The organism is Halorussus marinus, from assembly GCF_004521895.1.
Classification (GTDB): Archaea; Halobacteriota; Halobacteria; order Halobacteriales; family Haladaptataceae; genus Halorussus; species Halorussus marinus.
The window spans coordinates 116,964-140,704 of record NZ_SBIR01000012.1 but is presented as its reverse complement, the minus strand read 5'-3'; the positions used below and the strand labels follow the sequence as shown (position 1 = coordinate 140,704).

The window sequence follows — 23,741 nt, the reverse complement described above, 5'->3', positions numbered from 1 at the left end:
AGCAGGGCTTGGAACAGGCCGCTCACACCTTCGGCATTGTTCGATCACTCAACTTGGCTGGTGAATCCGTCGACTCAACCATTGATTGCCTCGTTATCGGGGCTTTCCGCAGCTCTACATAAGAGCGAAACTCTGAGAGCACAGGCTCGCCACGGAGTCCTTCTAAGACGCTCTACTTGCTAATTTCGTAGATTACTAATCTTCTACTGCTTGCATATCGGGAGTAGCGGGTGTGTGCGTGTGTCCGTAGCCGACCTGTGCTCTCTAACAGTTGGTTTCATACTCTAAACGGCAGTAATTATTTAGGGACTGATATGTATATTTCTATATACTTATGAAAGGATTCTTGAAATTCACAGGTAAGGTATTGCTCGCACTCATAGTGATTCAAATCGTCATCACAATCCTGTTCGTCTTCTTGGTATTCTTCCTCGGCGCACTCTAATCAACGAAAATACCTTCTCGGGAAAATCAAACTCGTGAGGCGTGCCTGTACTCGCTGGTTAGTTCTTCTCACCGACTACATCCCACGACTCGCCTTCCGAAAACGGTAGCCGAATCGCATAGCGACCGTCGTTCAGTTTGACCAGCGTACACTCATCGCACTCGTGCTGAATCTCTCCAGCATCGAACGGCCATCCTGACGGACGCTCAACCATCATCACGACCTCTTCCTCAATCTCTTCAGCAAGCGACGGGCGGCTCCGAACGATGATGGACTGCATCATACCGATTCCTCCGCATCCTCGCCCGCACCCGTTCGTGCGAGTGTTACTGCTGGTGTGAGTGCGAGTCCGCCGACCGTGGTGAGGTAGTTGTGTCGTCTCATCGGGACGGCCTGCGACGGATGAGCGGGATGTGTTCTTTCTCACCGTTCTCGTCAACGCCGAACAGTTTGAGCCGTCCCTGAGAACGGAGTACTGTCGGCATCGGACGGTCACACCCGCACATATTCACCCATCGAGCCTCGTCAAATTTCTCGAAGTATTTCTGTTCCCATCGATGTTCGACCCACTCTTCTGCCTCGTCATCGTAGGTTTCGAAGGAGAGCCAGTCGTAGTCGCTGTCGAGGTCGAATTTCGTTTGGACAGCGGAGTCTTCTAACAGTTTGATTGTGGCGTAGTTGATTTCGCCGACCTTGCGGGTCTTGTCGTGGACGAAATCTATCGACGGGTTGCCGAGGATGTGTTGCTCTGTTTGCTCGACCTCGATTGATTCTCGTTCTTGCCCGCTAAAGTTGAGGAGAACCGTTTCGTCGGCATCTCGGAATTGGTGGAAGAAGTGCCAGATGTTCTTCCCATCCAGTTCTTCTATCGGGTGTTTTGCTGAGTCGATATAGCGGTGGTCGAGCTGGTCGTCGTCGGTCTCGATTTGGACTGAGATGCTCAGAGCGTCTACATCCTCAGGAATAACGACCGAGACTATCGTCCCAACATCGTATCGTTTGACATAGGCAGTTGATGCTTCTTTTATCTCGTTCGAGGTAGGGTTCTCTTCAGTATCATCCGATGCACGGACTTCTGTAGTGGTCGCTATCGGTGTGAGTGCGATACTGCCGACCGTTCCGATATATTGTCTCCGTTTCATGGGAAGAGTCTCTCTGTGACTTCGTTGGTGATGTGCTGTCGCTTCGTCTCTCGGTCAGGGAACGAAGTGCCGTCGTAGTCGATAATAGCGAAAGAGTGTTCCTCAGTAGGGCCGAGTTCGTCTCTAACCGTAGCTCTCCACCCGTCTATCGTGTAAGTGTGATAGTGGAACCTCTCCGTCTTCGAGGACTTGTAATCGACTCGCTTGTCGAACAAGTTGAGGAACTCTGCAGCGTGATTGAGGTAGTCGGGTCGAAAGAAGAGACCGCCTGCTTTGGCTCGAACTTGGTTGTCTGCCTTTTCAGTATAAGTGACTCTCAGAGTTGGGTCGTGCGAGTAGTAAGAGCGGATGAGTTTCCCGACCCCAAGCTCAAACTCGTTGTGGGATACTTCGAGGAGTCCGTTCTCTCCCCCGATTCGAGATGGAAGCCATCGTTTGTATTCGTCGGGGGTAAGACGAATATCTTCGAGAGGTTCGAGGGAGAGATGCTCAGGCTCGTCTCCTGTCTCACCAGTCAGAGATAGTGCTGGCAAGAGAGCAATCCCACCGAGCGATTGGAGATAGTTGCGTCGTTTCATAGGATTCGATTGATGACTTTTTCAGAAACCGCTCGTTGTCTCTCCTGCTTGTCTTGGAAGTCGATTAGTTCGCCATCGATGACAGCGAGTGTAGAAGACTCGTGTCCGCCGCCATACCCCTGTAGAGTAACCGTCCAGTCTCCGATGGTGTAGACTCTGTATGAGTATTTGTTACCCGTCTTCCCTCGACTCCAGTACGATACTTGCTCTTTGAACGCTCTTAGGAATCTGTACCCTTCGTATACCGTGTTTGGCTTGAAACAGATATCCGTGCCAGCAGTAGCTCGGATTTGAGAGTCAGATTTCTCAGTATACGATATTTTGAGGAACGGGTGTCGATTAGTGTAGTACGAGTAGATGTATGTCCCGTCTATCTCGTGTTCGTATTGCCCGTGAGACACCTCATATTCTCCGAGGCGGGTAGGTACTCTCTGCTTGTATTCTTCGCCTGTGATGTGTCCGCTCGTGCGTGTGTCCGTGACCGAGAGCGTGGGTGTGAGTGCGATTCCTCCGACTGAGTGGATGTATTGCCTCCTATTCATATTCGAGATTGCACCTCTTCGTTCACGAACTCGTTCCGCTCGATTTGGTCAGAGAATTCGTAGAGTTCTCCGTTGACCCACGCCCGATTCTCTTTACCGTTCTCCCGCAAGTCGTACTCAGTACGGACTCGATACCCATCGCTAAACTCGTATGTGATGTATTCGAGGTAGCCGTCCCTCAGCTGTTCATACTGCACATCCACTTCCGAGAAGAAGCGAGACAGACGATTCACCGCTTCAGAGAGTGACTCGGGATAGTGGTGTGTGCAGTGCATCATCGCTATCAGCTGCGGGTCGTTTTCCTCGATGTATTGAATCCCGACGGGCCACTCCGAGTCTTGATATGAGGCGATGAGGAGTTCGCCTGAAGAATTAGTCTCGCCAGCGTGCGTGATGCCGCCTTCGTAGTTCCCTATCTGCTCAGGAAGTCGATTCCTGAACTCGTCGGGTGTGAGGTGGTCGGGTTCTTCGAGTTCGCTAAGGACTCCACCGCCGACACCAACTGGTAGAGCGACCGATGCGCCGACCGTCGATAGGTATGTTCTCCGTTTCATATTCTAAATCCCGTGATTGCTGAGAGTACGATTGCGATGAGGTGGGCGGCGACGACCGAAGCGGTGAACACTCCCATCGAGTAGACCGCCACATCGACCGAGAACTCGTGCGTGAACTGTGCGATAATCGGCGTCGTCACCCAACCCGACACGAGCAGTAACGCCATCAGGCGAGTCTGCAGGAGTAAGACATACACATAGACGCCGAGGGCGACGGTCGCCACGACAGGGTATATCTTGTGTAGGATGACGGCGGCTGTGCTGGCGACGAGGTTGATGAAAAACAGCGGGAATAGCGAGAACACTCCGAGTCGGTCTCTGAGGATGAGCGGCATCAGTCATCACTCAGGAAGATGGAGTGGAGGTCGTGTTCTTCGAGCATCTCCATCTCTCCCCGAATATGGTAGCGCATCAGGGATTCCATCTCGCCCGAGATGATATCCGCCAAATCGCCGACTGATTCGTCTACGGATTTGGCTTCGACTTCGAGCTGCCCCGCCCGCATCTTAATCTCGTTCGGCTTTCGACGGTGGTTGTTGGTGTCGTTCGACTCGTCAGTCGTCTCCCCTCGCCCGTCATCATCACTTGGGTTCTGGGGTTCATCATCTTCTTCGCTCACACGACATACTATGTGGAGAGCCGATATAGTAGCTGCCAGCTCTCGGATTCTATAGCTAAACCCACTGAGCTACATGTTTAACAGGCTGGCATCCAACAATCGCAATAAGGGGTAGACCCGCAACCGTGCTACTATTGGACTCTTCACCAGCAAATCGACTGGTCTTAAAAGGACACCCACTGCGTCCTGTAGATTTGCGGCAAGTAGAAAACGGATGGGCGCTGCAGGATTTGAACCCGCGACAGCTTGGTCCGAAGCCAAGTACTCTGTCCAGACTGAGCTAAGCGCCCGCAAGATATCGTACTGCCTCGCTGGTTTTAAACGCCGCGATTCGAGTCCGACGTGTGACCCGGTGGCGATCGTCACTCGGCGACGGCACCGTCCCAGTGGGACGGCAAGCCATCCCTACCGAGACGGGAACGACGGAAGCCATCCCGCCGATACGCGTTACCGTCACGGTCGCGGGTCCGCCCCCGACGACGAGTCGGGTGCCGTCGCGACCGCAAACTGGGCCGGCGAGACGCCGTCGGGAGCAGGAACCCCAGTGGCGTCGGCGAGCAGCGAGACGACCGCTCGGCGGACGAGCGCGTCGTCGTCGGGCGCGAGGGCGATCGCGTCGTCGAGCCACGGCGCGTCGCGGTCCGCGAGGCGGCGACGGATCGTCCCCGGCGTCGAAACGTCGCCCCGCAGGTCGTCGGCGAGCGCTCGGACCCCGAGTGAGACCCGCACTGTCGCGCCGAGATAGCGCGTGGCGAGCCGTTCGGGGTCTTCGACCGACGGGATCGTCGCGAGGTACGACGCGGCGGCCGACTCCCCGACGTCCAGGCGGTCTCGGACCCACTCGGTGGCCGCCGACGCGGTGGCTTCGGCGTCGAGGTCGGTCGCCGCCGCGCACAGGTCCGCCTCCTCGTCGGCGATCCGGTGGAAGACGTCGCCGACGACCACCGCGTCGGCGCCGGCTTCGAGCATCGCCGCGGCGTGCTCCCGAGAGTCGAGGCCGCCGCCGTACCAGAGCCGCGACCACGTCAGTCCGTCGTCGATGGCCGACAGGGCCTCGGCGGCGGTCTCGCCGCCGTACGTCCCCGAGTATTCGAGGTAGACGAGTTCGCTCCCGAGGTGGCGCTCGGCCGCCATCGCCCGGCGTTTGGCCGCCCGAGCCGCCAGCAGATCGTCCTCGCCGACGTTCGCCTCCCGGGCGGCGGCACTGTCGGGGTTCTGGATGATGTACGCCTCGAACACCGCCTCGGCGAGGAGCCACGACGTCGCGAAGTCTGCGACGGCGTCGGCGACCGACTCGGGAGCGAGCGGGAGCCTGTCGGCCACCATCTCGGGGAGCAGTTCCTCGCGGATGTACTCGGTTCCGGCCCCGAGCTGGCCGATCAGCGACGCCGAGTCGCCGTTCAGCACTTCGGGGATCGCGAGCAGGTCGGCCCGCTCGCGAGTCTTCGGGGTGACGTGGCGGGGGTCGCTGGGTTCGTGGAAGGTCGGCACCGAGGCGGGCGCCAGCGCGTCGAACGTCGCCTCCGTGTTCGCGGCGGTCACGTCGGCCGAGCCGCCGACCGACACCGCGCTCGTGTGCTGGAGGTAGCACGGGAACAACACCGGGAGCCGCTTTTCGCGCTCCGGATCGACCTTGGTTACGTGGGTCCACTCGGCGGGCACGGGGTTCGTGTCGAGAGGCAACACCGTGCGCGCGCCCAGCGAGGCGGCCCGGCCGAGACGGCCGAGCAGTCCGGCGACCTCGTCGCGGGTCGTCATACCTCCGAGGGGTCGCTTGACCCACATAAGTCGCTCGCTCCCCGATCGGCTCCGCGTGACGCTGGGCTCGCGACCGGCGTTCCACAATACTCATGTGACGGCGCGAGCGACTCACGGACGTGACACAGGGTTTGGTCGAGACCGTCGGGCGACGGGTCCCGGCGGTGGCGCGGGCGCTGGCGAACCACCTCGCGGAGTCGCCCGACCCGCGGGTGGCCTCGGTCGTGTTGCTCCGCAGCGAGGTCGAGTCGGAGATCGAGTCGATGACCGAGGAACTGTTTCTGGGCGTCGAGCGCGCGCTCGATCGGGCGCGCGAGGCGGGCGAACTCGAGCCCGTCCCCGGCGCGGCGGGCGAGTCCGCCCGGTTCGACTACGACACCAGACTGGTCCTGCCCGCACTCCTCACCCTCGGGCGAATCCACACCGCCGCCGGCGACCTCCCGGTCGCGCGACTCGTCAGGGACGTGGACCGCGACTTCGTCGCGCGCGGCCGCGAGACGACGCGAAACGTGGTCCGGGCCCTGCTCGACGGCGACATGCGCGATGCGATCAACGACGACGAGTACGAGGACTTCGAGTCGAACCTCCGGCCGACCGAGGCGGTCGCCGAGGTCGCCCAACGGCACCTCGAAGCCGGCGTCGAACGGTGGCTGGACCGTTCGGACACCCCCGAGGCGGTCCGGTCGTCTTACGACCACGCCGTCGAACTCTCCGAACGCCACCAGGACGAGGACGACGCCTTCCGTTCGCTGCTCGACGACTATCTGTCGGCCGACGGTCCCGACGCCCGGGCGGCGGCCGGGGACGCCATCCGCGAGCGTTACCGCGACGCCGAACTGGCGGACGGCGATCTGTTCGAGGCCGACGCCGACCTGCCGTACTTCGCGACCCAGTACGCGCGGGTGGGCATCCTCTACGAGGACATGCTCAACATGTACGAGGCCGACCTCGGGACGGCGCTGGGCGAGGGGTTCAAGCGCGCCGTCGTGTTGATGGTGATCGGCGCCCAGATCGGCCTCGACGACACCGACGACTACCCCGAGGACAGGGGGACCCAGCTCACGCCCGTGACCGCCGAACTCAACCTCGCCGACGACGCCGAGTCGGGGGTCGAGCGGGTCCGGGCGATCGTCGAGGCGTACCTCGACAGGGCCGACGCCTGCGCCGACCCCGACGACCACCTGACCCGGATCGCGATCGAGTACATCCGCCAGCAGTCGCTCGACCGGATCGGGTCGCTGTCGACGCGACCCGGCGACCCGGCCAACTAATCAAAAAGAATATAAGCGGAACACAGTATCTTATTGGCAGGCACTATCGGGGACGCCGCCGCGGCGCTCCCGGCGTTTCGGCCACGAGAAACCGCCATGTACGAACTGGGTGACGCCTGTCCGGAGGTCGAGGTCGATCCGGGGACGAATCTCCTGGTCGCCGGCCCCCCGATGACGGGTAAACGACGGCTCGCTCTGGAGGTTCTCGCATACGGTAGCCGTCGGGGCGACGGGTCGATCGTCGTCACCACGAAAGACGACGGCGAGGACATACGCGCGTCCCTCCGCGAGTTACTCGGCCGCGAGGAGGGTGGACCGATCGGGATCGTCGACTGCGTCTCCAAACAGCAGGGGACGAACCCGACCCCGTCCGAGGAGATCGCCTACACCTCCTCGCCGGTCGACATGACCGGGATCGGGATCCAGCTCTCGGAGTTCCTCCAGTCGTTTTACTCCGAGCGAGGGGTCAAGCGAAACCGAATCATGCTCCACTCGCTGTCGACCCTCCTGATGTACTCGAACCTCCAGACCGTGTTTCGATTTCTCCATGTGTTCACCGGACGGGTCCAGAGCGCCGACGCGCTCGGCGTGTTCGTCATCGACTCGACCGCCCACGACCAGCAGACGATGAGCACGCTCCAGCAACTGTTCGACGGCAAGATAACCGTCCGGACCGACGACGACGGCGAGTCGGAGCTCAAACTGTCTGGCATCGGCCGCGAGACCGACTGGCGACCCGTCCCGGAGTAGGGTCGCGGGGTCGCCGGGCGCTCACACCCACTCGAGGCCGGGATCGACCGGCGAACGGGGCGGCTCGCCTTCCAGCACGCGCGCGACGTCCTCGGCGACCCGACGGCTCAGTTCGTGTCTGGACTCCTCGGAGTACCACGCGGTGTGTGGAGTCACGACGACCCGATCGAGATCGAACAGCCGCGAGTCGCCCGGCGGCTCCTCGGCCATCACGTCGAGGGCCGCGCCCGCGATGTCGCCGTCGGCGACCGCGTCGGCCAGCGCCGCCTCGTCGACGACCGCGCCGCGGGCGGTGTTGACAAGCAGGGCGTCCTCGCGCATCGCGTCGAACGCCGCCCGGTCGAACAACCCCCGGGTCGCCTCGTACAGCGGGGCGTGGACCGAGACGAAGTGGGATCGGTCGAGCAGTTCGTCGAACCGGACGCGTTCGACCCCGAAGTGGGCCATCTGGGTCTCGGTGACGTTGGGGTCTGTGGCGATCACGTCGAGGCCGAACCCGTCGACTTTCCGAGCGAGTCGCCGGGGGATCTTGCCGAAGCCGACCAGCCCGAGGGTCCGGCCCCGAAGGCGGTGGATCGGCCGGCCCGCCTGCCAGTCCCAGCCGCCGTCGCGGGTGTCTCGGTCGTAGGTCTGGACGTTTCGGGCCACCCCGAGCAACAGCGCCAGCGCGTGGGTCGAGACCTCGTCGACGCAGTAGTCCGGGACGTGGATCGCCGTGACCCCGTGGTCGGCCGCGGCCTCGACGTCGATGTTGTCGACGCCGATGCCGGCGCGCCCGACCACGGTCAGGTCGCTCTCGGCGAACACGTCCCCGGGGACCGGGGTCGCCGCGTCCGCGATCAGCCCGTCGGCGTCGGCGACGGCCGCGATCACCCCCTCGACGGTCTTCTCGTCGAGCACCGACAGCGAGGCGTCGACGTCGGCGAGCACCTCGTCTTTGGTGGGTTCGTCGAGCGTCTTGTCGTCGCTGATGACGATCTCGTGTGACACAGTCACTACCGAAGAAACGCGGGTAGTAATAGCTTGGCGGGGCCGGGCGCGTCGCCGACCGCGGCGGCGTTCTCGGCGACCCACACGCTTTTGGCCGCACGCTCCGTCGTTGCGGTCGCATGCCAGTCGAGAGCGACCCCGAACTCCGCGAAATTCTCGGGCTGGAGACGATCGCAGTCGTCGGCTGTTCGTCCACGCCGGGCAAAGACGCCCACGAGATCCCGAAGTACCTGCGCGAGCACGGCTACGAGGTGATCCCGATCAACCCCCACGCCGACGAGATCTTCGGGCGGGAGGCCTACGACTCGCTGTCGGACGTCGACGAGCGGGTGGACATCGTGGACGTGTTCCGGCCGAGCGAGGAGGTCGCGGACATCGTCGACGAGGCGCTCGAACGCGACGACGTGAGGGTGATCTGGACCCAGCTCGGCATCGCCGACGACGAGGCGGCCGAGCGCGCGGAGGCCGCCGGCAAGCGCGTCGTACAGGACCGGTGTCTCAAGGTCGAACACGGCCGGCTGGTCGGGTGACCGGGCGCTTTTAGCCGTCGGGCGCGTAGGGAACTCGATGAGCGTCTCTACGGTCCTCCTCGATCTCGACGACACCATCTGTGCGCATCCCGGCTCGCCCGAGGCCCGACTCGCCGACGCCTTCGGGCGGGCCGGCGTCGAGCCGTTTTTCGACGTCGCTGACGTCCGCCCGTGGCTCGCGCGGGTGACCGCCGAGACGGAACTCGAACTCCGCGAGCGGTGCTTCGGAGGGATCGCCGACGAACTGGGTCGCGACCGGGCGGACGCGCTCGCGGTGGCCCGCGCCTACGAGGACCCCGATCCCGAGGCCGTCGGATTCCTCCCGGGCGCCGAGGCGGCCCTCGGCGCGCTCGGGGCGAACTACGACCTCGCGCTGGTGACAAACGGTGGCCGCGAGATCCAGACCGCGAAGCTGGCGGCGCTCGGGATCGCCGACCGCTTCGAGGCGACCACGTTCGCCGAGCCCGGCCGCCCGGTCAAGCCCGACCCCGACCCGTTCGACCGGACGCTGGCGACGATGGGGGTCTCGGCGTCCGAGGCGGTCCACGTCGGCAACTCCCTGCGCTCGGACGTGGGCGGCGCTCAGGCCGCGGGCGTCGAGGCGGTGTGGCTCTCGACGGCCGACGAACCCGTCGCGGTCACCCCCGAACACACCATCAACTCGATGGGCGAACTCCGGACGCCGCCGTGGACGTGACGGCTCAGCTCGGGTGCTGATGGCGGAGCTTCTCGGCGATCCGTCCGGGTACCGGCGTCCCGCAGTCCCCGCACTTCCACCGCGGGCGGGTCGTCGCCTGCTCTTTGGTGAGGTCCTGCCTGAACCGGAGGGTCGCCCCGCAGGGACACCGGTAGGTCGACAGCGACATACGCGAGCGTAGCCGCTCGGGACCGAAAAATGGCGCGCCGGCCGCGTCGCCCCGGCGATCGACCGGGGTCGCCGCCCCTACCCGTCCCACTCCTCGAACGACCGGTAGATGCCCTTCGAGAGGTAGCGCTCGCTGGAGTCAGCGAACACCGTCGCGACGCTGTCGTGGGGCGCGTCGATCTCGCCGTCTCTGATCCGCTCGGCGACGTGGAGCGCCGCGGCGCTGGCCGCCCCCGCGCTGGAGGCGACCAGTTGGCCCTCCTCGCGGGCGAGCCGGCGCAGTTCCTCGTGGGCCCGCCGGTCGGGGACCTGAACCACCTCGTCGACGAGGTCGGGATCGAACAGCTCGTTGGTCGCGGGATCGTGGGTCCCGATGCCCTCGATCTTGTAGTCGGCCTCCTCGGGGTCCTCGCCCTTCGTCTCGGCGTACAGCGACCCCTCGGGCTCGACCGCGGTGACGTGGACGTCCGGGTCCTGTTCGAGGGCGTATTCGGCGATCCCCATCAGGGTGCCCGCGGTTCCACACCCCGCGACCACCGCGCCGACCTCGCCGTCCAGCGCCTCGAAGATCTCCGGGCCGGTGGTCTCGTAGTGGGCCTCGACGTTCAGGGGGTTCGAGAACTGCTGGGGGACCACCGCATCGTCCAACTCGGCGGCGAGTTCGTGAGCGCGCTCGATCGCCCCGCCCATCCCCTCGTCGGTGGGCGTGTTGATGACTTCGGCGCCGAGCGCCGCCATCAACTGCTGTTTCTCGACGCTGAACCGCTCGGGAACGACGAACACCGCGTCCACGTCGAGCTGGCCCGCCGCGACCGCGAACCCGATGCCGGTGTTGCCCGCGGTCGGCTCGATGACCGTCCCGCTGGGCTCTAACTCGCCGCGGTCGAGCATCGTTTCGACCATGTACTTGCCGATGCGGTCTTTGATGCTCGCGCCCGGGTTGAACGATTCGAGCTTGGCGTACACCGGCACCTCCGGCGGTGCGGCCTGCACGCGAACCAGCGGCGTCTCGCCGACCGTCTCCAGCACGGAGTCCAGCGGCGTGCGGTAGTCCGTCATCGTCTGGCCAAAAGTTGCTGTCGCTGTTAACGCTTTTTATGCGTCGGCGGCGTCGGTCGCGTCCGACTCGTCGGCTCCGCCGGCCCCAGTTGTGTCCGTTTCGGTCGTGTCGGCCGGATACTCGACCTCGACGTCGTCGACGTCGACGCCCTGCTGTCGGGCGATGGCATCGAGGAGCGCGCGCTGTTCGGCCATCTCGCGTTCGAGGGTCTCGACGCGCTCGGTCGTGGCGTCGACCGACTCGCGCATCTCGACGACCTGCTCGCGGAGCTCGTTGAGCTTGCTGTACAGCTTCTCTGCGGTGTCGGCGAGCTTCTGGACCTTCTTGGCCGTGCTTCCGAATCCCATACCCTACAGTGCGTTCGGCGATACGTGACTTTTCCGACTCGACCGCCGGCCTTTTTAAGAGCCGGCCGGAACTCCCGGGTATGTCGAGCGAACGCTCCCCCGAGACGCCCGCGCCGACCGCGGGCGTCCTCGCCGCGCTTGCGGTCCTCGCGGCCGTGGTCGCACCGTACTTCCTCATCTCGCCGTCCGAGGCGAGCGTCTACTACGGCGTCCCGGTCCCGGTGCCGATCCACCTCGTCGTCGGACTGTTCGCCGCCGTGGCGGTCATCGTCTTCGCCGCCGGCCGGAACGACCGCACGGACCCGCAGACCGCCGCGGGTGTGGCAGTCGTGCTCGGGGGCTTCATGGCCGTCCTCTCGCTGTGGTGGGCGATCGCCGCCGGCGACGTGGTCGGAAGCTTCCCGACCGACGCCGCCTTTGACTACCACCGGTGGGCCCTGTTCGGCGCCGCGCTCGCGGTCGCGGGAAGCGCCGGCTGGTACGCCCGCCAAGTGGTGTAACCGACGGTTACGCCGACGACAGCCGCCCCATAACAAAGCCCCGGGCGGCCGGAGATGGCGGCGTGAGACGAAACGACGCGACCGACCCCGCCGACGCCCCCGGCCCGGACGCGCTCGGCGACCGCGAGACGGCGTCCGGCGAGCCCTGGGTGCTCCGCGACGAGGAGTTCCTCTCGGAGGCGGACCGCGAGTACGTCGTCCGCGACGACGGGTGGCCGTGGCTCTCGTCGCTGTCGGCGCTCGCGGTCGGGGCGCTCGTCGGTCTGCTGGTCGCCGACGTGACCGCGATCCTCGCCGCGACCGCGAGCGGACGGGACGCGCTCGCGTTCCTCCCGCCCGCCATCGCGGCGGTCGGGCTCCGAGGCCTGCTCGCCGCGAAGGTGGGGGTCGCCGCTGTCCTCGTGGTGGCGACAACCGGGACCTGTTCGGGACGCCACCGCCGAGCGGGCGCCCTTCCGGACGCGCTCGTCGGGGTCGCGGGGTTCATTGCGGTCGTCGGTGGCGTCGCCCTCGTCTGATTTGCGAAAGGTCCTTAAGTCCGGGGCGACTACTCCGAGATGGACTAGGTCGGGCAGTTAGGCCCTGCTCTCCACCCGCACTATGGTCTTTAGCGGGGGCCGAACCCCGGAGGCGTCCGGTCAGACCGCGCCGGGCCCCGGAAGCCGACTTCGAAGCCTCGTCCTGCGGGGATAGCGGTCCTCGGCGGACGCTCGCAGGAGCGTCGCAGTCGAGGTTAGCCGGTGGCAATCCGTCAGGCACGGAAGTGAGCACCGGACCACTGGACAGCTATCGCTCGCAGGGTTGCGGGGTGGAGGACGCGACCGGGACTCCCCGACGCGGAACGCCGGGCAACGCCGGCCGTCCACCTATTCATACAACTTTTACTGCGCTCGGGAGGGCGAGCCGTCGGCTCGTCACTCCCTCGCTTGGAAAACGTTGATGAAAAACACGGCGCTCCTCCCTCCGCTTCGCTCCGGTCGTCGCTTTGTCCGCTCGCTCACTGCGTTCGCTCGCGGTACAGCGACTCGTACTCTACCGCAACGGAACGCGACACCAGCCGAGACGCATCCTACTCTCGCTTGGCTCGTCCCTTCTCCGTCGTACACGGTCATCCGCCGCGAGCGAGGGCGAAGCCCGAGCGAGCGGACCGAGGAACCCCCGAAGGAGCGAAGCGACTGAAAGGGTGACGCAGGTTTTTCATCAACGTTTTCCAAGGGAGGCGCGTTCATGCGCCGACCGCTGCAAAAGGTTGTGTTAGTCGTCGGTGGGCTCGATCTGTCCCTCGACGTTCGCCAGCTCCAGTCCGCCCTCGAGTGTGCGGTTCGGGTACGGAATGTCGATGCCCTCCTCGTCGAACCGCTCTTTGACGCTCGTGACGTACTCGCCGCGAGTCTTGACGTAGTCGGCCCGGCTCGGATCGTCGATCCAGATGCGCGACTGGAGGCCGACCGACGAGTCGCCGAGTTCGGTCAGTCGGACCGACGGCGCGGGGTCGTCCAAGATGTCGGGGTGGGATCGTGCCTCCTCGACGATGATCTCGGTCGCACGATCGATGTCGTCGTCGTACCCGATCCCGAACAGGAACTTCAGCCGGAGGCGCTCGCCGTCGACCGGGTTCTTGATCACGCCGTCTGTGAGCTGGGAGTTTGGCACCGTCAGCAGTTCGTTGTCGAAGGTCCGGACCCGGGTGACCCGGAGGCCGATGTCCTCGACGACCCCCGAGTAACTGCCGTTGTCCCACTCGATCCAGTCGCCGATCTTGAACGGCCCGTCGGTGTAGATGAACACGCCCGCGACGAAGTTGGCGATGACGTCCTGCATCGCGAAGCCGATGGCGAGGGTGGCCGCGGCCGCGATCGTCGCCAGCGAGGTGAGGAAGTTGCCGTAGTCGGCGAACCCGAAGGCCACCGAGACCGCGACGAACACCACGGCGAACTTCGTCAGCTTCACCAGCGGTCGCCGTGCGTGCCTGTCGAGGTCGCGCCGATCGAGAAAGCGCCCGACCAGCGGCACGACCGTCAGCCGGCCGGCCAGATAGATCGCGGCGAACGAGACGACGAAGTAGAGGGCTTGGGTCACCGCGAGCGCGTAGCTTCCGAGCGCGGATTCGAGGAACGGGAGGGCTTCGACCATCAGTGGAGCGTCGCGGTGTTCCCGCGCGTCTCGATCAGGTCGGCGTTCACCGCGTCCGCGAGCTCCTCGGCGAGGTCGTCGGTCGTCGTGCCGCCCCGAGCCGCCCGGAGGAACTTGACTTTCACGAGCTCGCGGTCCTGGAGTTGGTCGGCGAGTTCGTCTGTCACCGAGTCGATGCCGGCCTTGCCGACCCAGACGGTCACGTCGAGGTCGTGGGCCTGTTTACGGAGGTCCTCGTCGGTCATACCCCGTTCTGGGAAACGAAGCGGCTTAAAGGGCATGGAACGGGTGACGACCGCGACGCGACGGCGCGAACTCAGGAGTCGTAGGGGTACCGGGCGTGGGACCCGCAGTCGCAGGTGAGGACGACGTGGCCGTCCTGGAGGCGGACCCGGGCGTTTTTCCCGGGGCGGAGGTAAGCGTCGCAGGCGTCGCAGGCGAACCGCTGGAAATCGCGGGGGAGCGAGAGGCGATTGCGCTCGGCGAGTCGGCGGGCGAGTCGGACGTACTCCCGGGCGCGGTCGTCGCGACACTCGGCGGCGGCGTCGCGAGCGAGGCCGGCGAGGCGCTCGATGCGTTCTTCGGCTATGGACATGTGGGAATGGGGGGTGGGGGTTTCCGGGGCGAACCAGGACAAGGATAGAAGGTATCCTGAGTTGCCCCATGGGGGTCATCCTACGAACAACGTAAATAGTTTTCGATTTCTTCCGGGTCGGGCGGGTGCGTTCCGGTAGGATTTTGGCCGGGCCGCGTCTTCGCCCCCACACCGACGGCCGGTTCGCCGGCCGCGAACGACTATGAAGGTGAGCCACTACTTCGAGTGGGAGGCGTACATCACCGGCGGCCACGCCCAGTCGGTCGCGAACCAGCGCGAGATCATGGACCGCCGGGGCGTCGCGTACACCACCGAGCCGACGCTCGACGCCGACCTGCTCCACCTCAACAACATGGGCCCGAAGTCGATCTACTACGCGCGGAAGGCCCGACAGCGCGGCGTCCCCGTCCTCGTCCACGCCCACCAGACCGCCGAGGACTTCCGGGAGAGCTTCGCGTTCTCGAATCTCCTCGCAAAGCCCATGGGGCCGTATCTGGAGTACGCCTACTCGCTGGCCGACCACCTCGTGTGTCCCTCCGACCACAACCGCGAGGTCGTCGCGGGGTACGCGGACGCCCCGAAGACGGTCATCAGCAACGGGTTCGACCCCGACGCGCTCGCGGGGTTCGAGGACCTCCGCGAGGAGTATCTCGACCGCTACGACCTCGATCCGCCGGTGGTGTTCAACGTCGGCCACGTCATCAAGCGCAAGGGACTGGAGGCGTTCGTCGAGACCGCGCGGGCGATGCCCGACCTCGACTTCGTGTGGTTCGGCTATCTCAACCCCGCGGGCGGCGAACTCGACCGGGTCCTCAAGAGCCGCGACACCAAGCGGCTGGTCGAGAGCGCGCCCGACAACTGCACGTTCACCGGCTACATCGAGGACGTCCGGGGCGGGTTCGCCGCGGGCGACGTCTTCTTCTGGCCGTCGAAAAACGAGAACGAGGGCATCGCGCTCCTCGAAGCGATGGGCTGTGGCAAGCCGCTCGTGATCCGGGACATCCCCACCTACGACTGGCTCGAAGACGGGACTCACTGCCTGAAGGCGACCGGGGACTTCGAGGCCGAACTCGACGCCATGCGCGATCCGGACCTGCGCGAACGCATCGGGGCCAACGCCGCGGCCAAAAGCGAGGCGTTCACCATCGAAGCGGTCGGCGACGACCTCGTCGAACTGTACCGCGACCTCGCTGGCGACTCCGGCGCCGGCCAGACTTCATAAGGTCTTAACTATCGGTTCCCAAAGAGGCCGACAATGGAACAGGTCGCCGCGTTCACCGACACCTATCTCCCGACCGTCAACGGCGTGACCTACACGATCGCGTCGTGGCGCGACCGCTGGGAGCGGGCAGGCGGGCGGATGGACGTGGTTTACCCGAGCGCCGACGGCCACCGACCGACCGACGGCGAACACCCCGTCGGGAGCCTCCCGTTCCCGTTCTACGAGGGGTTCCGACTCGGCACGCCCACGATTCCCGAGGCGGTCAGGGACGCCGAGGTCGTCCACGCTCACACGCCGTTCAGCATCGGGCTGGGCGGGCTCCGGCTCGCGCGCGACCGGGACGTCCCGCTGGTGGCCTCGTACCACACGCCGACCAGCGAGTACGCCGAGTACGTCGCCCCGACCGAGACCGTGGCGTCGCTGGTCGGTCGGCTCTCGGAGGTGTACGAGCGGTGGTTCTTCGGCCGCGCCGACGCGGTGCTTGCGCCCTCCGGGTCGACCCGCGACCACCTGCGCGAGGAGGTCGGCGTCGATACCCCCGTCGAGGTGGTCCCGAACGGCGTCGACACCGAGCGGTTCCGCCCCGTCGAGACCGACGACTTCCTCGACAGCTACGACCTCCCGGGCGACGACGACCGCCCGCTGATCGGCTACACCGGGCGCCACGGCTACGAGAAGCGCCTCTCGGAGCTCGTGATGGCGGCGGCCGACATGGACGTGACCGTCGTGTTCGGCGGCGACGGGCCGGCCCGCGACGACCTCGAAGCACAGGCCGAGAGGCTGGGTGCCGACGCCCGGTTCCTCGGCTTTCTGGACCGCGAGGACCTCCCCGCGTTCTACTCGGCGCTCGATGCCTTCGCGTTCCCGAGCCCGGTCGAGACGCAGGGGCTGGTGGCGCTCGAAGCCAACGCGTGTGGCACGCCGGTCGTCGGCGCGAACGCGGGCGCGCTCGCCGACACGATCCGGGAGGGCGAAACCGGATTCCACTACGAGAGCGGCGACATCGAGGGGTTCCGGGCGGCGATCCGTCGGACGCTTGGGGCCCGCGAGGAGCTCCGAGAGACGTGTCTCGACCGACGCGAGGCGACCAGCGTCGAGCGAGCGGTCGAACGGCTCCGGAGCGTCTACGAGTCGGTCCGCTAGAGTTCGACGCGCTCGACCAGTTGGTTGCCGTCCTCGCGGATGTTGACCGCGACGATCCGGATCAGTTCTTCGAGCCCGGAGTCCTGCAACTTCGCCTTCAGGAGGTTGTCGACCTGGAAGACGCCCGCGGCGTTCAGCATCTCGATCTCGACGAGCACCGGGACCGACCCGCCCTCCATCAGCGACACCCGCTGGATGGCCTGGCTCGAGACGGTGTTGATCCCCCGGCCGCCCTGTTCGTAGGGGATCCGCGAGCGGCCCATCTCCATGTCGAGGGCGTCTGCGACCCGGAGCACGCCGGCCTCGGTCGTCAGGGGGTCTTCCTCGGTGTGGTGACACAGGATCGCGTGGAGGATCTCGCCTTTCACGCGGACGGTCTCCTCGGTGTCGTAGAAGCCGAGTTCGGGCAACACGCGATCGAGCAGGTCCGCGGCGAGCGGGATCGACCAGTAGGCGTGGTCGTCACGGTGAACGACGTGGCCGATGTCGTGGATCGTCGCCGCCAGTGCGATGATCACGCTCTCGTCGGCCTCGGTCAGGCCCTGATCGGCCGCGCCGTTGAACTCCACGCCGCCGTCCTTGAGGAGTTCGTAGAGAGCAAGCGCCCGGTCGCGAACGATCTCGATGTGCTTGCTCCCGTGGTCGTTGTACCCCTTCCGATCGACCGGATTGACGTTCTGGGCGCGGAGGTAGGTCTGAATCTCGGGGTCGTCGTCGATGAACGCCAACACCTCGTTGAGTCGCTCGTCCGGGAACGGATGGTCGTCCTCGGGGTCGTACACCCGCCGCCGGTCGTCGGTCTCGTCGATTTCGCTCATACGGTGCATCTCGGTCGCCAGCGGATAAAAGCTCTCGGCCCGCGGCCGGCGACCGGTCGGGGCGGCTACTCCGCGGCGTCGGCGGCGGCCGCCTCGACCGCGTCGTAGTCGGGTTCGACGCCCGGGTCGTCGCTGACCCACCGGTAGGTGACCGTTCGGTCCCCGTCGACGACGAAGACGGCGCGCTTGGCGACCCCGTAGTAGCCGAGGTCGGCGAAATCCATCACGACGTCGTAGTCGTCGACGATCTCCTTGTTGGAGTCGCTGACCAACCCGAAGCTGAGTCCCTCCCGATCGCGGAACTCGTTCAGCGCGAACGGCGAGTCGACGCTGATGCCGTACACCGTCGCGCCGACGTCCTCGTAGGCGGCGAGCTCGGACTCGAACGTACAGAGCTCCGCCGTGCAGACGCTGGTGAACGCGCCGGGGAAGAACGCCAGCACGAGCGGCGCTTCGTCGAGGTGGTCCGAGAGGGTGAACTCCGAGACGTCGCCGTCGGCGAGCGGTGCGGTGAAGTCGGGTGCGTGATCGCCTACGTCTACCATCGTGTGTAGACGTCTCGGTGTCGGAGACAAGACAGTTCCGGAGTCGACGCCGCGGGGTCGGTTCCCGAGGCGCTACACCGAGCAAAAAGCATATAGTCCAGAATCGGCTATCTCCGAACAGAGATGGTACAGATGATTCCACTGTTCGGCCCGATTCCCGGCGGGATGGAGATGATGGTGATCCTCCTCATCGCCGTCCTGCTGTTCGGCGCGAACAAGATTCCGAAGCTCGCCCGCTCGACCGGCGAGGCGATGGGCGAGTTCAAGAAGGGGCGCCAGGAAGTCGAGGAGGAGCTCAAGGAGATGCAGGAAGGCGGCGTCGACGCCGAGACGACGACGAGCGAGACCGACGCCGAGCGGACCACCGAATAACCGATTTTTCGCGGGGCGTGTGGCCTAGTGGAGAGGGCGGGAGGTTCCTAACCTCCCGACCGCGGGTTCGAATCCCGTCACGCCCGTTCTCGTGTCGAGCAACGCGAGACCGAGAACGAAGCGTGCGGGTTCGAACCCCGCAAGCCACAGCCCGGAACGGCCCGCAGGGCCGCACGCCCGGACTGTCTTGCTCCGGTTCGAATCCCGTCACGCCCGTCGACCTTTTAGTGCGCTCGCGCCCCGAGCGGCGCTCGCTTGTAAAACGTCGATGAAACCCGCGCTCCTCGCACCGTTCGCTCCGCTCACTCCGGTCGTCGCTTGGTCCGCTCGCTCACTGCGTTCGCTCGCGGTACAATGTCTCGTGCGCAACCGCCCCGCCACCGCACTACCGCCACTGCACAGCCACCGCATTGGGTTGGGTTCGGGTTCCAGAACACCGCCGTATTCCCAGTCACTTCAGAAGTCGCCACGGAAGTCGTTGACAACAGCAACTATCGAAGGGCGGGGTGAACGACACCCGAATACGTATAGCGACCAGCGTTACGCAACCACCGTGCCTACGAAGAAGCGATGACGACGACCTCTCTCGATACGGCGGCGATGGGACGACGATCTGGCAAGACCTCGTCTTTCTGGCCGGAAGCGCCTTTTCGATCGTCGTGCTCGCGCCGACGCTGACCGACCGGACCGCCCGCATCCCGCTCGGAACGAGCCTCCCGTCGGCGCTGACCGCGGCCGGCGGGGCCGCGAGAGATCAGTGACTTACCCGTCGCCGTTCTCGTCGACGATGACGACCTCGCCGTCCCGGACATCGACGTTGATCAGCGTCTTGACGTCGTAATCGGTGTCGTCGAGCTCGTTCGGACCCTGTTTTTTGATAACCGCGACGACGTCGGCCACGTCCGCGCCGATGTGTTCGAGCGCCTCCGTGATTGCCTTCATCGTCCCGCCGGTGCTGAGAACGTCGTCGAGCAACAGCACGCGATCGCCGTCCTCGACGTTGTTGACGTACATCTCGTTCTCGGAGTAGCCCGTCTGCTGGGAGAGGGCGACTTCGCCGTCGAGACCGTACTCGCGTTTCCGGATGACGACCAGCGGAATGTCGGTCATCAGCGACACCGCGGTCGAGATGTGGATCCCCATCGCCGCGGGCGTGACGATCTTGTCCACGTCCTCCAGTTCGGCCTTCCGGATGATCTTGATGACGATCTCGCGGAGGAGCCCCGGTTCGAGCATCGGGATGCCGTCGCTGATGGGGTGGACGAAGTAGTGGTAGCCGTCCTTCTCGATGATCGGCGCGTCGAGCAGCGATCGCCTCAGCTTATCCATGTCGGAGGTACTCGACCTGCGAATAAAAGGTGACGGTCTGGGGCCGGCCGTGGTCGAGGGTTTCACGGGAGCCGTTCACGTAGCCCGGGCGTGACTCGGCGTTCGCGAGGCGGGGCGCTCGGCGGCGCGTTCGGACCTCGAAAAAATGCCGGCCGGCTCAGAGCACGACGACCAGCGTGGCGACCAGCGCCACGATGATGAGGAGCACGCCGTTTCGGATGTCGGTCCGGGCCTCGACCGGACGGCCCCCGACCACCGCGACGACGCCGCCGCCGAGCCGCTGGACCGCGCTCGCCGACCCGGTCGCGAGTCCGACCGCGAGCCGATCGACCGCGGCGTACAGTTCGGTGACCCCGACGACCAGACCGCGGGTACCGTAGAACGCCGCGGGGTTGTAGATGGCGTCGACGTCGGGGACGTCCCCGCCGTACCGTTCGAGGGGCTTCTTGATGAGGACGAACCCGACGAGGCCGATGACCGCCAGCGCCACCCCTTCGACGACGTGGGGAACGGTGTAGGTGTGGTAGACGTGCGAGACGACCGCCTCGCTGGTCACGTCGAACGGCAGGATCGCGAACAGCGCGCCGTCGAAGATGCCGTAGAAGACACAGAGCGCGGCGACGGCGACCATCGCGACGGTCTGGCCGCGGTTGGCGTCGGCGACGCTGCCGTCGTACTCGCCGTGGAGGAAGGCGTAGTAGCCGAACTTGATAAACGAGAGGAACGTGCCGACGCCCCCGACGAGGAGGAGGAGTTCGAGAGTGTGGAAGTCGCCGACTGCGACGGGTCCGGCCGGGAAGTCGTAGTGGCTGGCCGAGATGACGATGCCCTTGCTGACGAAGCCGTTGAACAGCGGGAACCCGGCGATCGAGAGCGCGGCGACCGTGAACGCGACGGCCGTGACCGGCATCTCCCGGCCGAGTCCGCCCAGCTTCTTCAGGCTCTCCTTGCCGGTCCGGTAGACCACGACGCCGGCGGTCATGAACAGCAGGCCCTTGTAGAGAATGTGGTTGAAGACGTGGGCCATCGCGCCGGCCTGACCCAGCGCCGTCCCGATGCCGACGCCGGCGATCATGTAGCCGACCTGCGACTGGATGTGGTAAGACAGCAACCGGCGCATGTCGTTCTGGAACAGCGCGTACGTCGCGCCGAACACCGCCATGATGCCCCCCATATAGGCGATGGCGACGTTGCCGTCGGGGAACGCCCGGTACATGCCGTAGACACCGGTCTTGGTGGTGTAGACACAGAGGAAGACGCTCGCGGCGATATGCGGGCGCGGGTAGGTGTCGGGGAGCCACGCGTGGAGCCCGACGAACCCGACGTTGACGCCGATGCCGATGCCCGCGAGCACCGGCGCGACCGGCCCGGCCATCCCGTCGCCGGTGAACAGGAAGGTGCCGGCCGCGACGTAGTGCCAGACCACCGCGCCGAGCAGGAGCGTGCCGCCGACGCCGTGGAGCAGGGCGTACCGGTAGCCGGCCCGGATCGCGCGCCCGCCGTAGTACCACACCAGCAGGGTGCTGGTGACCGCCATCAGCTCCCAGAAGAAGATCAGGGTGAGCCAGTCGCCGCCGAAGACGGCGCCGAGGCTGGTCCCGACGTACGAGAGCGCGAACGCGGTCTGGAGGCTGTCGGCGTCGCTCGCCCACGAGTACACCACCCCGACCGCGCCGATGAAGCCGAAGATGAGCCCCATCAGCTGGGAGAACGGATCGAGGTTGAACAGCACGGCGTCGAAGCCGAACAGCCGCGTCGCCAGATGGGTGCCTTCGGGGACGAGCCAGACGTACGGGACCACGACCGCGGTCGCCAGCACGCCGAGCGCGTGGCCGAGCCGCCGGCCGACGAACGGGAGTACCAGCGCCGCTAACAGCACGGGGACGAACGGGGGAACGACGGGGTCGACCATCAGACGCTCACCCCCGTCGCGCCCGCGACGACGAGACGCACGATCCGGAGGAACACCGCGGCGTCGGGAACGACGCCGAGCGTGAGCGACCCGGCCGCCGCGAACAGGATCGGTCCGAGCATGAACCACGTCGACTCCTCGCCGGTCCAGCCGCGGTGCTCCCACTCGGGGCGGTAGTCGGGGCCGTGCTCCCGGTCGATGTGTTCGGCCGCCGCCGCGCTGTCGACCGGGCCCTGCCCCTCGTGGTCGTCGGCGTAGCCGTGGTCGTCGGTGGGGTCGCCGTCACGCCCGCCAGCGCCGCCGTCGGACGCGAGCCACTGGTCGGCGCCGTCGCGGGCCACCCAGCCGCCGAGCGCGGCCCCGATCACCGGCTTCTCGTCGCTCCGGTCGGGCGTCTCGAAGAACGCCGCGTAGACGACCGGCCAGAAGTACGCGATGTTGAGCACGCCCGAGACCAGTAGGGCGGCCGTGAACACCATCTGGCCGGCCGAGACGGTGCCGATCAGCAGGAAGTACTTGCTGACGAACCCCGCGACCAGCGGGATGCCGGCCATGCCGAGCGCCGCGATCCCGAACGCGGTCATCGTCAGGGGCATCCGCTTGCCGATGCCCGCCATGTTCGAGATGTCGTCGGTGTGGGTCTCGACGTGGATCGCGCCCGCACAGAAAAACAGCGTGAGTTTCATGAACGCGTGGGCGGGGATATGGAGCAGTCCCCCGGTCAGCGACATCGGGTGGAGCACCGCCAGCCCGAGCACGATGTACGACAGCTGGCTCACGGTCGAGAACGCGAGCCGGCGCTTGAGGTTGTCCTGGCGGAGCGCGATGACGCTGGCGATCACGAGCGTGAGCGCCGCGACGACCGCGAGCGGGAGCCCCATCCCGAGGTCGCCCACGAGGTCGGGGCCGAACACGTCGAGCACCACGCGGGCGATGCCGAACACGCCGGACTTGACGACCGCGACCGCGTGGAGTAGCCCCGAGACAGGGGTGGGCGCGACCATCGCGTCGGGGAGCCACGAGTGCATCGGCATCAGCGCCGCCTTCACGCCGAAGCCCGCGACCAGCAGTCCGAACGCCGCCCGCGCGAGGGCGGGGTCGGCGCCCGCGAGTCCGGCGATGCCGCCCGCGGTGAAGTCGGTAGTCCCGGTGAGAACGAACACCAGCAGGATGCCCGCCAGCACCGCGACGCCGCCGCCGAAGGTGTACGCGAGGTACTTCCGGCCGGCCGCGCGGGCCTCGTCGGTCTCGTCGTGGGCGACCAGCGGATAGGTCGCCACGGTCAACAGCTCGTAGAAGACGTACAGCACGATGAGGTTGTGCGCGAACGCGACGCCGACCGCAGACGCCACGCTCCCCGCGAACGCCGCGAAGTACCGCGTCTGGTCGTGTTCGTCGAGCCCGCGCATGTACCCGATGCTGTAGAGGCTGGTCACCACCCACAGCGTGCTCGCGAGCAGCGCGAACAGGATGCCGAGCGGGTCGGCCCGGAGCGCGAACGACACCTCGGGGACGAACGTCCCGAAGTCGGTGACGTACGTGTCGCCGGCGAGCACGCCGGGGACCATGCTCGCCACGACCCCGAACGTCCCCAGCGCCGCCAGCATGGTCCAGGCCTCCCGGACGTTCGGGCGCCCGCTGGACGCGAGGATGGGGACGGTTGCGAGGAGCGAAATCAACACCGCTGCGACCGGTCGGAGAGAGTGTATCTCTGTCATTGT

The 23,741-nt window shown here is 65.8% G+C and carries 30 protein-coding genes, 2 tRNA genes, 1 other RNA gene and 1 pseudogene; 13 read left to right on the top strand and 21 right to left on the bottom strand.

Translation table 11 applies throughout. The features are described from left to right. Positions 1-122, top strand: a pseudogene (locus EPL04_RS15470) (IS1595 family transposase); the annotation flags it as partial. Between the two features lie 381 nt (positions 123-503). Here EPL04_RS15470 and EPL04_RS15465 read toward each other — a convergent pair. The 9 genes from EPL04_RS15465 to EPL04_RS15425 all read right to left on the bottom strand — a co-directional run bounded on the left by EPL04_RS15465 (position 504) and on the right by EPL04_RS15425 (position 5,638). Next, on the bottom strand, positions 504-728 hold the full coding sequence (locus EPL04_RS15465) for a hypothetical protein (protein WP_134672092.1): 225 nt from the start codon (positions 726-728) through the stop codon (positions 504-506). A gap of 97 nt (positions 729-825) precedes the next feature. Next, positions 826-1,587, bottom strand: coding sequence for a hypothetical protein (locus EPL04_RS15460; protein ID WP_134672091.1), 762 nt, complete (start codon positions 1,585-1,587; stop codon positions 826-828). Continuing rightward, positions 1,584-2,165: a hypothetical protein gene (locus EPL04_RS15455; protein WP_134672090.1), complete on the bottom strand. Its 582-nt coding sequence runs from the start codon at positions 2,163-2,165 to the stop codon at positions 1,584-1,586. The genes EPL04_RS15460 and EPL04_RS15455 overlap by 4 nt, the downstream gene beginning before the upstream one ends. Then, the gene (locus EPL04_RS15450) at positions 2,162-2,707 is read right to left on the bottom strand and encodes a hypothetical protein (RefSeq protein WP_134672089.1); all 546 of its coding nucleotides are present in this window, start codon (positions 2,705-2,707) and stop codon (positions 2,162-2,164) included. The genes EPL04_RS15455 and EPL04_RS15450 overlap by 4 nt, the downstream gene beginning before the upstream one ends. Then, entirely contained in the window at positions 2,704-3,261 is a 558-nt protein-coding gene (locus EPL04_RS15445) for a hypothetical protein (protein ID WP_134672088.1), read from the bottom strand. Before EPL04_RS15445 ends, EPL04_RS15450 begins: the two co-directional genes overlap by 4 nt. Continuing rightward, a complete protein-coding gene (locus EPL04_RS15440; protein ID WP_134672087.1) occupies positions 3,258-3,596 on the bottom strand; it encodes a hypothetical protein in 339 nt (112 codons plus the stop codon). Before EPL04_RS15440 ends, EPL04_RS15445 begins: the two co-directional genes overlap by 4 nt. After that, a complete protein-coding gene (locus EPL04_RS15435) occupies positions 3,596-3,880 on the bottom strand; it encodes a hypothetical protein (RefSeq protein WP_134672086.1) in 285 nt (94 codons plus the stop codon). Before EPL04_RS15435 ends, EPL04_RS15440 begins: the two co-directional genes overlap by 1 nt. 215 nt (positions 3,881-4,095) lie before the next feature. After that, positions 4,096-4,170 (bottom strand) — tRNA-Arg (locus tag EPL04_RS15430). 163 nt (positions 4,171-4,333) lie between these two features. Beyond that, positions 4,334-5,638: a geranylgeranylglyceryl/heptaprenylglyceryl phosphate synthase gene (locus EPL04_RS15425; protein WP_134672085.1), complete on the bottom strand. Its 1,305-nt coding sequence runs from the start codon at positions 5,636-5,638 to the stop codon at positions 4,334-4,336. Positions 5,639-5,757: 119 nt separating this feature from the next. Between EPL04_RS15425 and EPL04_RS15420 the strand changes: the two genes are divergently transcribed. Then, positions 5,758-6,909 carry a hypothetical protein gene (locus tag EPL04_RS15420; protein ID WP_134672084.1) on the top strand — a complete coding sequence of 384 codons (1,152 nt, stop codon included), beginning with the start codon at positions 5,758-5,760 and terminating at the stop codon, positions 6,907-6,909. Between the two features lie 96 nt (positions 6,910-7,005). Further along, complete coding sequence (locus EPL04_RS15415) at positions 7,006-7,659, top strand: RAD55 family ATPase (RefSeq protein ID WP_134672083.1); 654 nt, start codon at positions 7,006-7,008, stop codon at positions 7,657-7,659. Between the two features lie 21 nt (positions 7,660-7,680). On the opposite strand, the gene EPL04_RS15410 is transcribed toward EPL04_RS15415, so the two are convergent. Next, positions 7,681-8,649: a C-terminal binding protein gene (locus tag EPL04_RS15410; RefSeq protein ID WP_134672082.1), complete on the bottom strand. Its 969-nt coding sequence runs from the start codon at positions 8,647-8,649 to the stop codon at positions 7,681-7,683. A gap of 119 nt (positions 8,650-8,768) precedes the next feature. Here EPL04_RS15410 and EPL04_RS15405 point away from each other — a divergent pair, with 119 nt between their 5' ends. Further along, positions 8,769-9,179: a CoA-binding protein gene (locus EPL04_RS15405; protein WP_134672081.1), complete on the top strand. Its 411-nt coding sequence runs from the start codon at positions 8,769-8,771 to the stop codon at positions 9,177-9,179. Positions 9,180-9,216: 37 nt separating this feature from the next. Next, positions 9,217-9,876, top strand: a complete 660-nt coding sequence (locus tag EPL04_RS15400) for an HAD family hydrolase (RefSeq protein WP_134672080.1) — start codon at positions 9,217-9,219, stop codon at positions 9,874-9,876. 4 nt (positions 9,877-9,880) lie between these two features. Here the strand turns inward: EPL04_RS15400 and EPL04_RS18860 are convergent, their stop codons facing one another. The 3 genes from EPL04_RS18860 to EPL04_RS15390 all read right to left on the bottom strand — a co-directional run bounded on the left by EPL04_RS18860 (position 9,881) and on the right by EPL04_RS15390 (position 11,451). Next, positions 9,881-10,045 carry a hypothetical protein gene (locus tag EPL04_RS18860; RefSeq protein WP_167599493.1) on the bottom strand — a complete coding sequence of 55 codons (165 nt, stop codon included), beginning with the start codon at positions 10,043-10,045 and terminating at the stop codon, positions 9,881-9,883. A gap of 77 nt (positions 10,046-10,122) precedes the next feature. Continuing rightward, positions 10,123-11,103: a PLP-dependent cysteine synthase family protein gene (locus tag EPL04_RS15395; RefSeq protein ID WP_134672079.1), complete on the bottom strand. Its 981-nt coding sequence runs from the start codon at positions 11,101-11,103 to the stop codon at positions 10,123-10,125. 36 nt (positions 11,104-11,139) lie between these two features. Further along, a complete protein-coding gene (locus tag EPL04_RS15390; RefSeq protein ID WP_134672078.1) occupies positions 11,140-11,451 on the bottom strand; it encodes a DUF5798 family protein in 312 nt (103 codons plus the stop codon). Between the two features lie 80 nt (positions 11,452-11,531). Between EPL04_RS15390 and EPL04_RS15385 the strand changes: the two genes are divergently transcribed. From EPL04_RS15385 to ffs, 3 genes are all read left to right on the top strand, one after another. Next, positions 11,532-11,951, top strand: coding sequence for a DUF7548 family protein (locus EPL04_RS15385; protein ID WP_134672077.1), 420 nt, complete (start codon positions 11,532-11,534; stop codon positions 11,949-11,951). Positions 11,952-12,013: 62 nt separating this feature from the next. After that, entirely contained in the window at positions 12,014-12,469 is a 456-nt protein-coding gene (locus EPL04_RS15380; protein ID WP_134672076.1) for a hypothetical protein, read from the top strand. 37 nt (positions 12,470-12,506) lie between these two features. Further along, positions 12,507-12,819, top strand: an RNA gene (gene ffs / locus EPL04_RS15375) — signal recognition particle sRNA. A gap of 386 nt (positions 12,820-13,205) precedes the next feature. Here the strand turns inward: ffs and EPL04_RS15370 are convergent. The 3 genes from EPL04_RS15370 to EPL04_RS15360 all read right to left on the bottom strand — a co-directional run bounded on the left by EPL04_RS15370 (position 13,206) and on the right by EPL04_RS15360 (position 14,679). After that, on the bottom strand, positions 13,206-14,087 hold the full coding sequence (locus tag EPL04_RS15370) for a mechanosensitive ion channel family protein (protein WP_394345878.1): 882 nt from the start codon (positions 14,085-14,087) through the stop codon (positions 13,206-13,208). Further along, positions 14,084-14,329, bottom strand: coding sequence for a YhbY family RNA-binding protein (locus EPL04_RS15365; RefSeq protein WP_134672074.1), 246 nt, complete (start codon positions 14,327-14,329; stop codon positions 14,084-14,086). The genes EPL04_RS15370 and EPL04_RS15365 overlap by 4 nt, the downstream gene beginning before the upstream one ends. 71 nt (positions 14,330-14,400) lie before the next feature. Further along, positions 14,401-14,679 carry a ribonuclease P protein component 4 gene (locus tag EPL04_RS15360; RefSeq protein ID WP_134672073.1) on the bottom strand — a complete coding sequence of 93 codons (279 nt, stop codon included), beginning with the start codon at positions 14,677-14,679 and terminating at the stop codon, positions 14,401-14,403. A 202-nt stretch (positions 14,680-14,881) separates the two neighbouring features. Here EPL04_RS15360 and EPL04_RS15355 point away from each other — a divergent pair, with 202 nt between their 5' ends. Beyond that, positions 14,882-15,901: a glycosyltransferase family 4 protein gene (locus EPL04_RS15355; protein WP_134672072.1), complete on the top strand. Its 1,020-nt coding sequence runs from the start codon at positions 14,882-14,884 to the stop codon at positions 15,899-15,901. A 33-nt stretch (positions 15,902-15,934) separates the two neighbouring features. Next, a complete protein-coding gene (locus EPL04_RS15350; protein WP_134672071.1) occupies positions 15,935-17,044 on the top strand; it encodes a glycosyltransferase in 1,110 nt (369 codons plus the stop codon). Here EPL04_RS15350 and EPL04_RS15345 read toward each other — a convergent pair. Both EPL04_RS15345 and EPL04_RS15340 read right to left on the bottom strand, forming a co-directional pair. Beyond that, a complete protein-coding gene (locus tag EPL04_RS15345) occupies positions 17,041-17,862 on the bottom strand; it encodes an HD domain-containing protein (protein ID WP_134672070.1) in 822 nt (273 codons plus the stop codon). The two genes, EPL04_RS15350 and EPL04_RS15345, sit on opposite strands and share 4 nt — an antisense overlap. A 65-nt stretch (positions 17,863-17,927) precedes the next feature. Further along, a complete protein-coding gene (locus EPL04_RS15340) occupies positions 17,928-18,407 on the bottom strand; it encodes a redoxin domain-containing protein (RefSeq protein WP_134672069.1) in 480 nt (159 codons plus the stop codon). A gap of 123 nt (positions 18,408-18,530) precedes the next feature. On the opposite strand from EPL04_RS15340, the gene EPL04_RS15335 reads away from it, so the two are divergent. From EPL04_RS15335 to EPL04_RS15325, 3 genes are all read left to right on the top strand, one after another. Beyond that, positions 18,531-18,779: a Sec-independent protein translocase subunit TatA/TatB gene (locus EPL04_RS15335; protein WP_134672068.1), complete on the top strand. Its 249-nt coding sequence runs from the start codon at positions 18,531-18,533 to the stop codon at positions 18,777-18,779. Positions 18,780-18,792: 13 nt separating this feature from the next. Beyond that, positions 18,793-18,865: transfer RNA gene (locus EPL04_RS15330), tRNA-Arg, on the top strand. A gap of 420 nt (positions 18,866-19,285) precedes the next feature. Continuing rightward, complete coding sequence (locus EPL04_RS15325; protein ID WP_134672067.1) at positions 19,286-19,540, top strand: hypothetical protein; 255 nt, start codon at positions 19,286-19,288, stop codon at positions 19,538-19,540. Position 19,541: 1 nt separating this feature from the next. Here EPL04_RS15325 and hpt read toward each other — a convergent pair whose 3' ends face one another. The 3 genes from hpt to EPL04_RS15310 form a co-directional block, all read right to left on the bottom strand. Next, positions 19,542-20,108 carry a hypoxanthine/guanine phosphoribosyltransferase gene (hpt, locus tag EPL04_RS15320; RefSeq protein ID WP_134672066.1) on the bottom strand — a complete coding sequence of 189 codons (567 nt, stop codon included), beginning with the start codon at positions 20,106-20,108 and terminating at the stop codon, positions 19,542-19,544. A 157-nt stretch (positions 20,109-20,265) separates the two neighbouring features. Further along, positions 20,266-22,020, bottom strand: coding sequence for a Na(+)/H(+) antiporter subunit D (locus EPL04_RS15315; protein ID WP_134672065.1), 1,755 nt, complete (start codon positions 22,018-22,020; stop codon positions 20,266-20,268). Then, positions 22,020-23,738, bottom strand: a complete 1,719-nt coding sequence (locus EPL04_RS15310) for a cation:proton antiporter (protein WP_134672064.1) — start codon at positions 23,736-23,738, stop codon at positions 22,020-22,022. Before EPL04_RS15310 ends, EPL04_RS15315 begins: the two co-directional genes overlap by 1 nt. Positions 23,739-23,741: the final 3 nt, after the last annotated feature.

Coding starts and splice junctions, on each gene's coding strand:
- EPL04_RS15465 (WP_134672092.1), bottom strand. CDS start 728: ATGATGCAGTCCATCATCGTTCGGAGCCGCCCGTCGCTTGCTGAAGAG.
- EPL04_RS15460 (WP_134672091.1), bottom strand. CDS start 1,587: ATGAAACGGAGACAATATATCGGAACGGTCGGCAGTATCGCACTCACA.
- EPL04_RS15455 (WP_134672090.1), bottom strand. CDS start 2,165: ATGAAACGACGCAACTATCTCCAATCGCTCGGTGGGATTGCTCTCTTG.
- EPL04_RS15450 (WP_134672089.1), bottom strand. CDS start 2,707: ATGAATAGGAGGCAATACATCCACTCAGTCGGAGGAATCGCACTCACA.
- EPL04_RS15445 (WP_134672088.1), bottom strand. CDS start 3,261: ATGAAACGGAGAACATACCTATCGACGGTCGGCGCATCGGTCGCTCTA.
- EPL04_RS15440 (WP_134672087.1), bottom strand. CDS start 3,596: ATGCCGCTCATCCTCAGAGACCGACTCGGAGTGTTCTCGCTATTCCCG.
- EPL04_RS15425 (WP_134672085.1), bottom strand. CDS start 5,638: ATGACGACCCGCGACGAGGTCGCCGGACTGCTCGGCCGTCTCGGCCGG.
- EPL04_RS15415 (WP_134672083.1), top strand. CDS start 7,006: ATGTACGAACTGGGTGACGCCTGTCCGGAGGTCGAGGTCGATCCGGGG.
- EPL04_RS15405 (WP_134672081.1), top strand. CDS start 8,769: ATGCCAGTCGAGAGCGACCCCGAACTCCGCGAAATTCTCGGGCTGGAG.
- EPL04_RS15400 (WP_134672080.1), top strand. CDS start 9,217: ATGAGCGTCTCTACGGTCCTCCTCGATCTCGACGACACCATCTGTGCG.
- EPL04_RS18860 (WP_167599493.1), bottom strand. CDS start 10,045: ATGTCGCTGTCGACCTACCGGTGTCCCTGCGGGGCGACCCTCCGGTTC.
- EPL04_RS15395 (WP_134672079.1), bottom strand. CDS start 11,103: ATGACGGACTACCGCACGCCGCTGGACTCCGTGCTGGAGACGGTCGGC.
- EPL04_RS15390 (WP_134672078.1), bottom strand. CDS start 11,451: ATGGGATTCGGAAGCACGGCCAAGAAGGTCCAGAAGCTCGCCGACACC.
- EPL04_RS15385 (WP_134672077.1), top strand. CDS start 11,532: ATGTCGAGCGAACGCTCCCCCGAGACGCCCGCGCCGACCGCGGGCGTC.
- EPL04_RS15365 (WP_134672074.1), bottom strand. CDS start 14,329: ATGACCGACGAGGACCTCCGTAAACAGGCCCACGACCTCGACGTGACC.
- EPL04_RS15360 (WP_134672073.1), bottom strand. CDS start 14,679: ATGTCCATAGCCGAAGAACGCATCGAGCGCCTCGCCGGCCTCGCTCGC.
- EPL04_RS15355 (WP_134672072.1), top strand. CDS start 14,882: ATGAAGGTGAGCCACTACTTCGAGTGGGAGGCGTACATCACCGGCGGC.
- EPL04_RS15350 (WP_134672071.1), top strand. CDS start 15,935: ATGGAACAGGTCGCCGCGTTCACCGACACCTATCTCCCGACCGTCAAC.
- EPL04_RS15345 (WP_134672070.1), bottom strand. CDS start 17,862: ATGAGCGAAATCGACGAGACCGACGACCGGCGGCGGGTGTACGACCCC.
- EPL04_RS15340 (WP_134672069.1), bottom strand. CDS start 18,407: ATGGTAGACGTAGGCGATCACGCACCCGACTTCACCGCACCGCTCGCC.
- EPL04_RS15335 (WP_134672068.1), top strand. CDS start 18,531: ATGGTACAGATGATTCCACTGTTCGGCCCGATTCCCGGCGGGATGGAG.
- hpt (WP_134672066.1), bottom strand. CDS start 20,108: ATGGATAAGCTGAGGCGATCGCTGCTCGACGCGCCGATCATCGAGAAG.
- EPL04_RS15315 (WP_134672065.1), bottom strand. CDS start 22,020: ATGGTCGACCCCGTCGTTCCCCCGTTCGTCCCCGTGCTGTTAGCGGCG.
- EPL04_RS15310 (WP_134672064.1), bottom strand. CDS start 23,738: ATGACAGAGATACACTCTCTCCGACCGGTCGCAGCGGTGTTGATTTCG.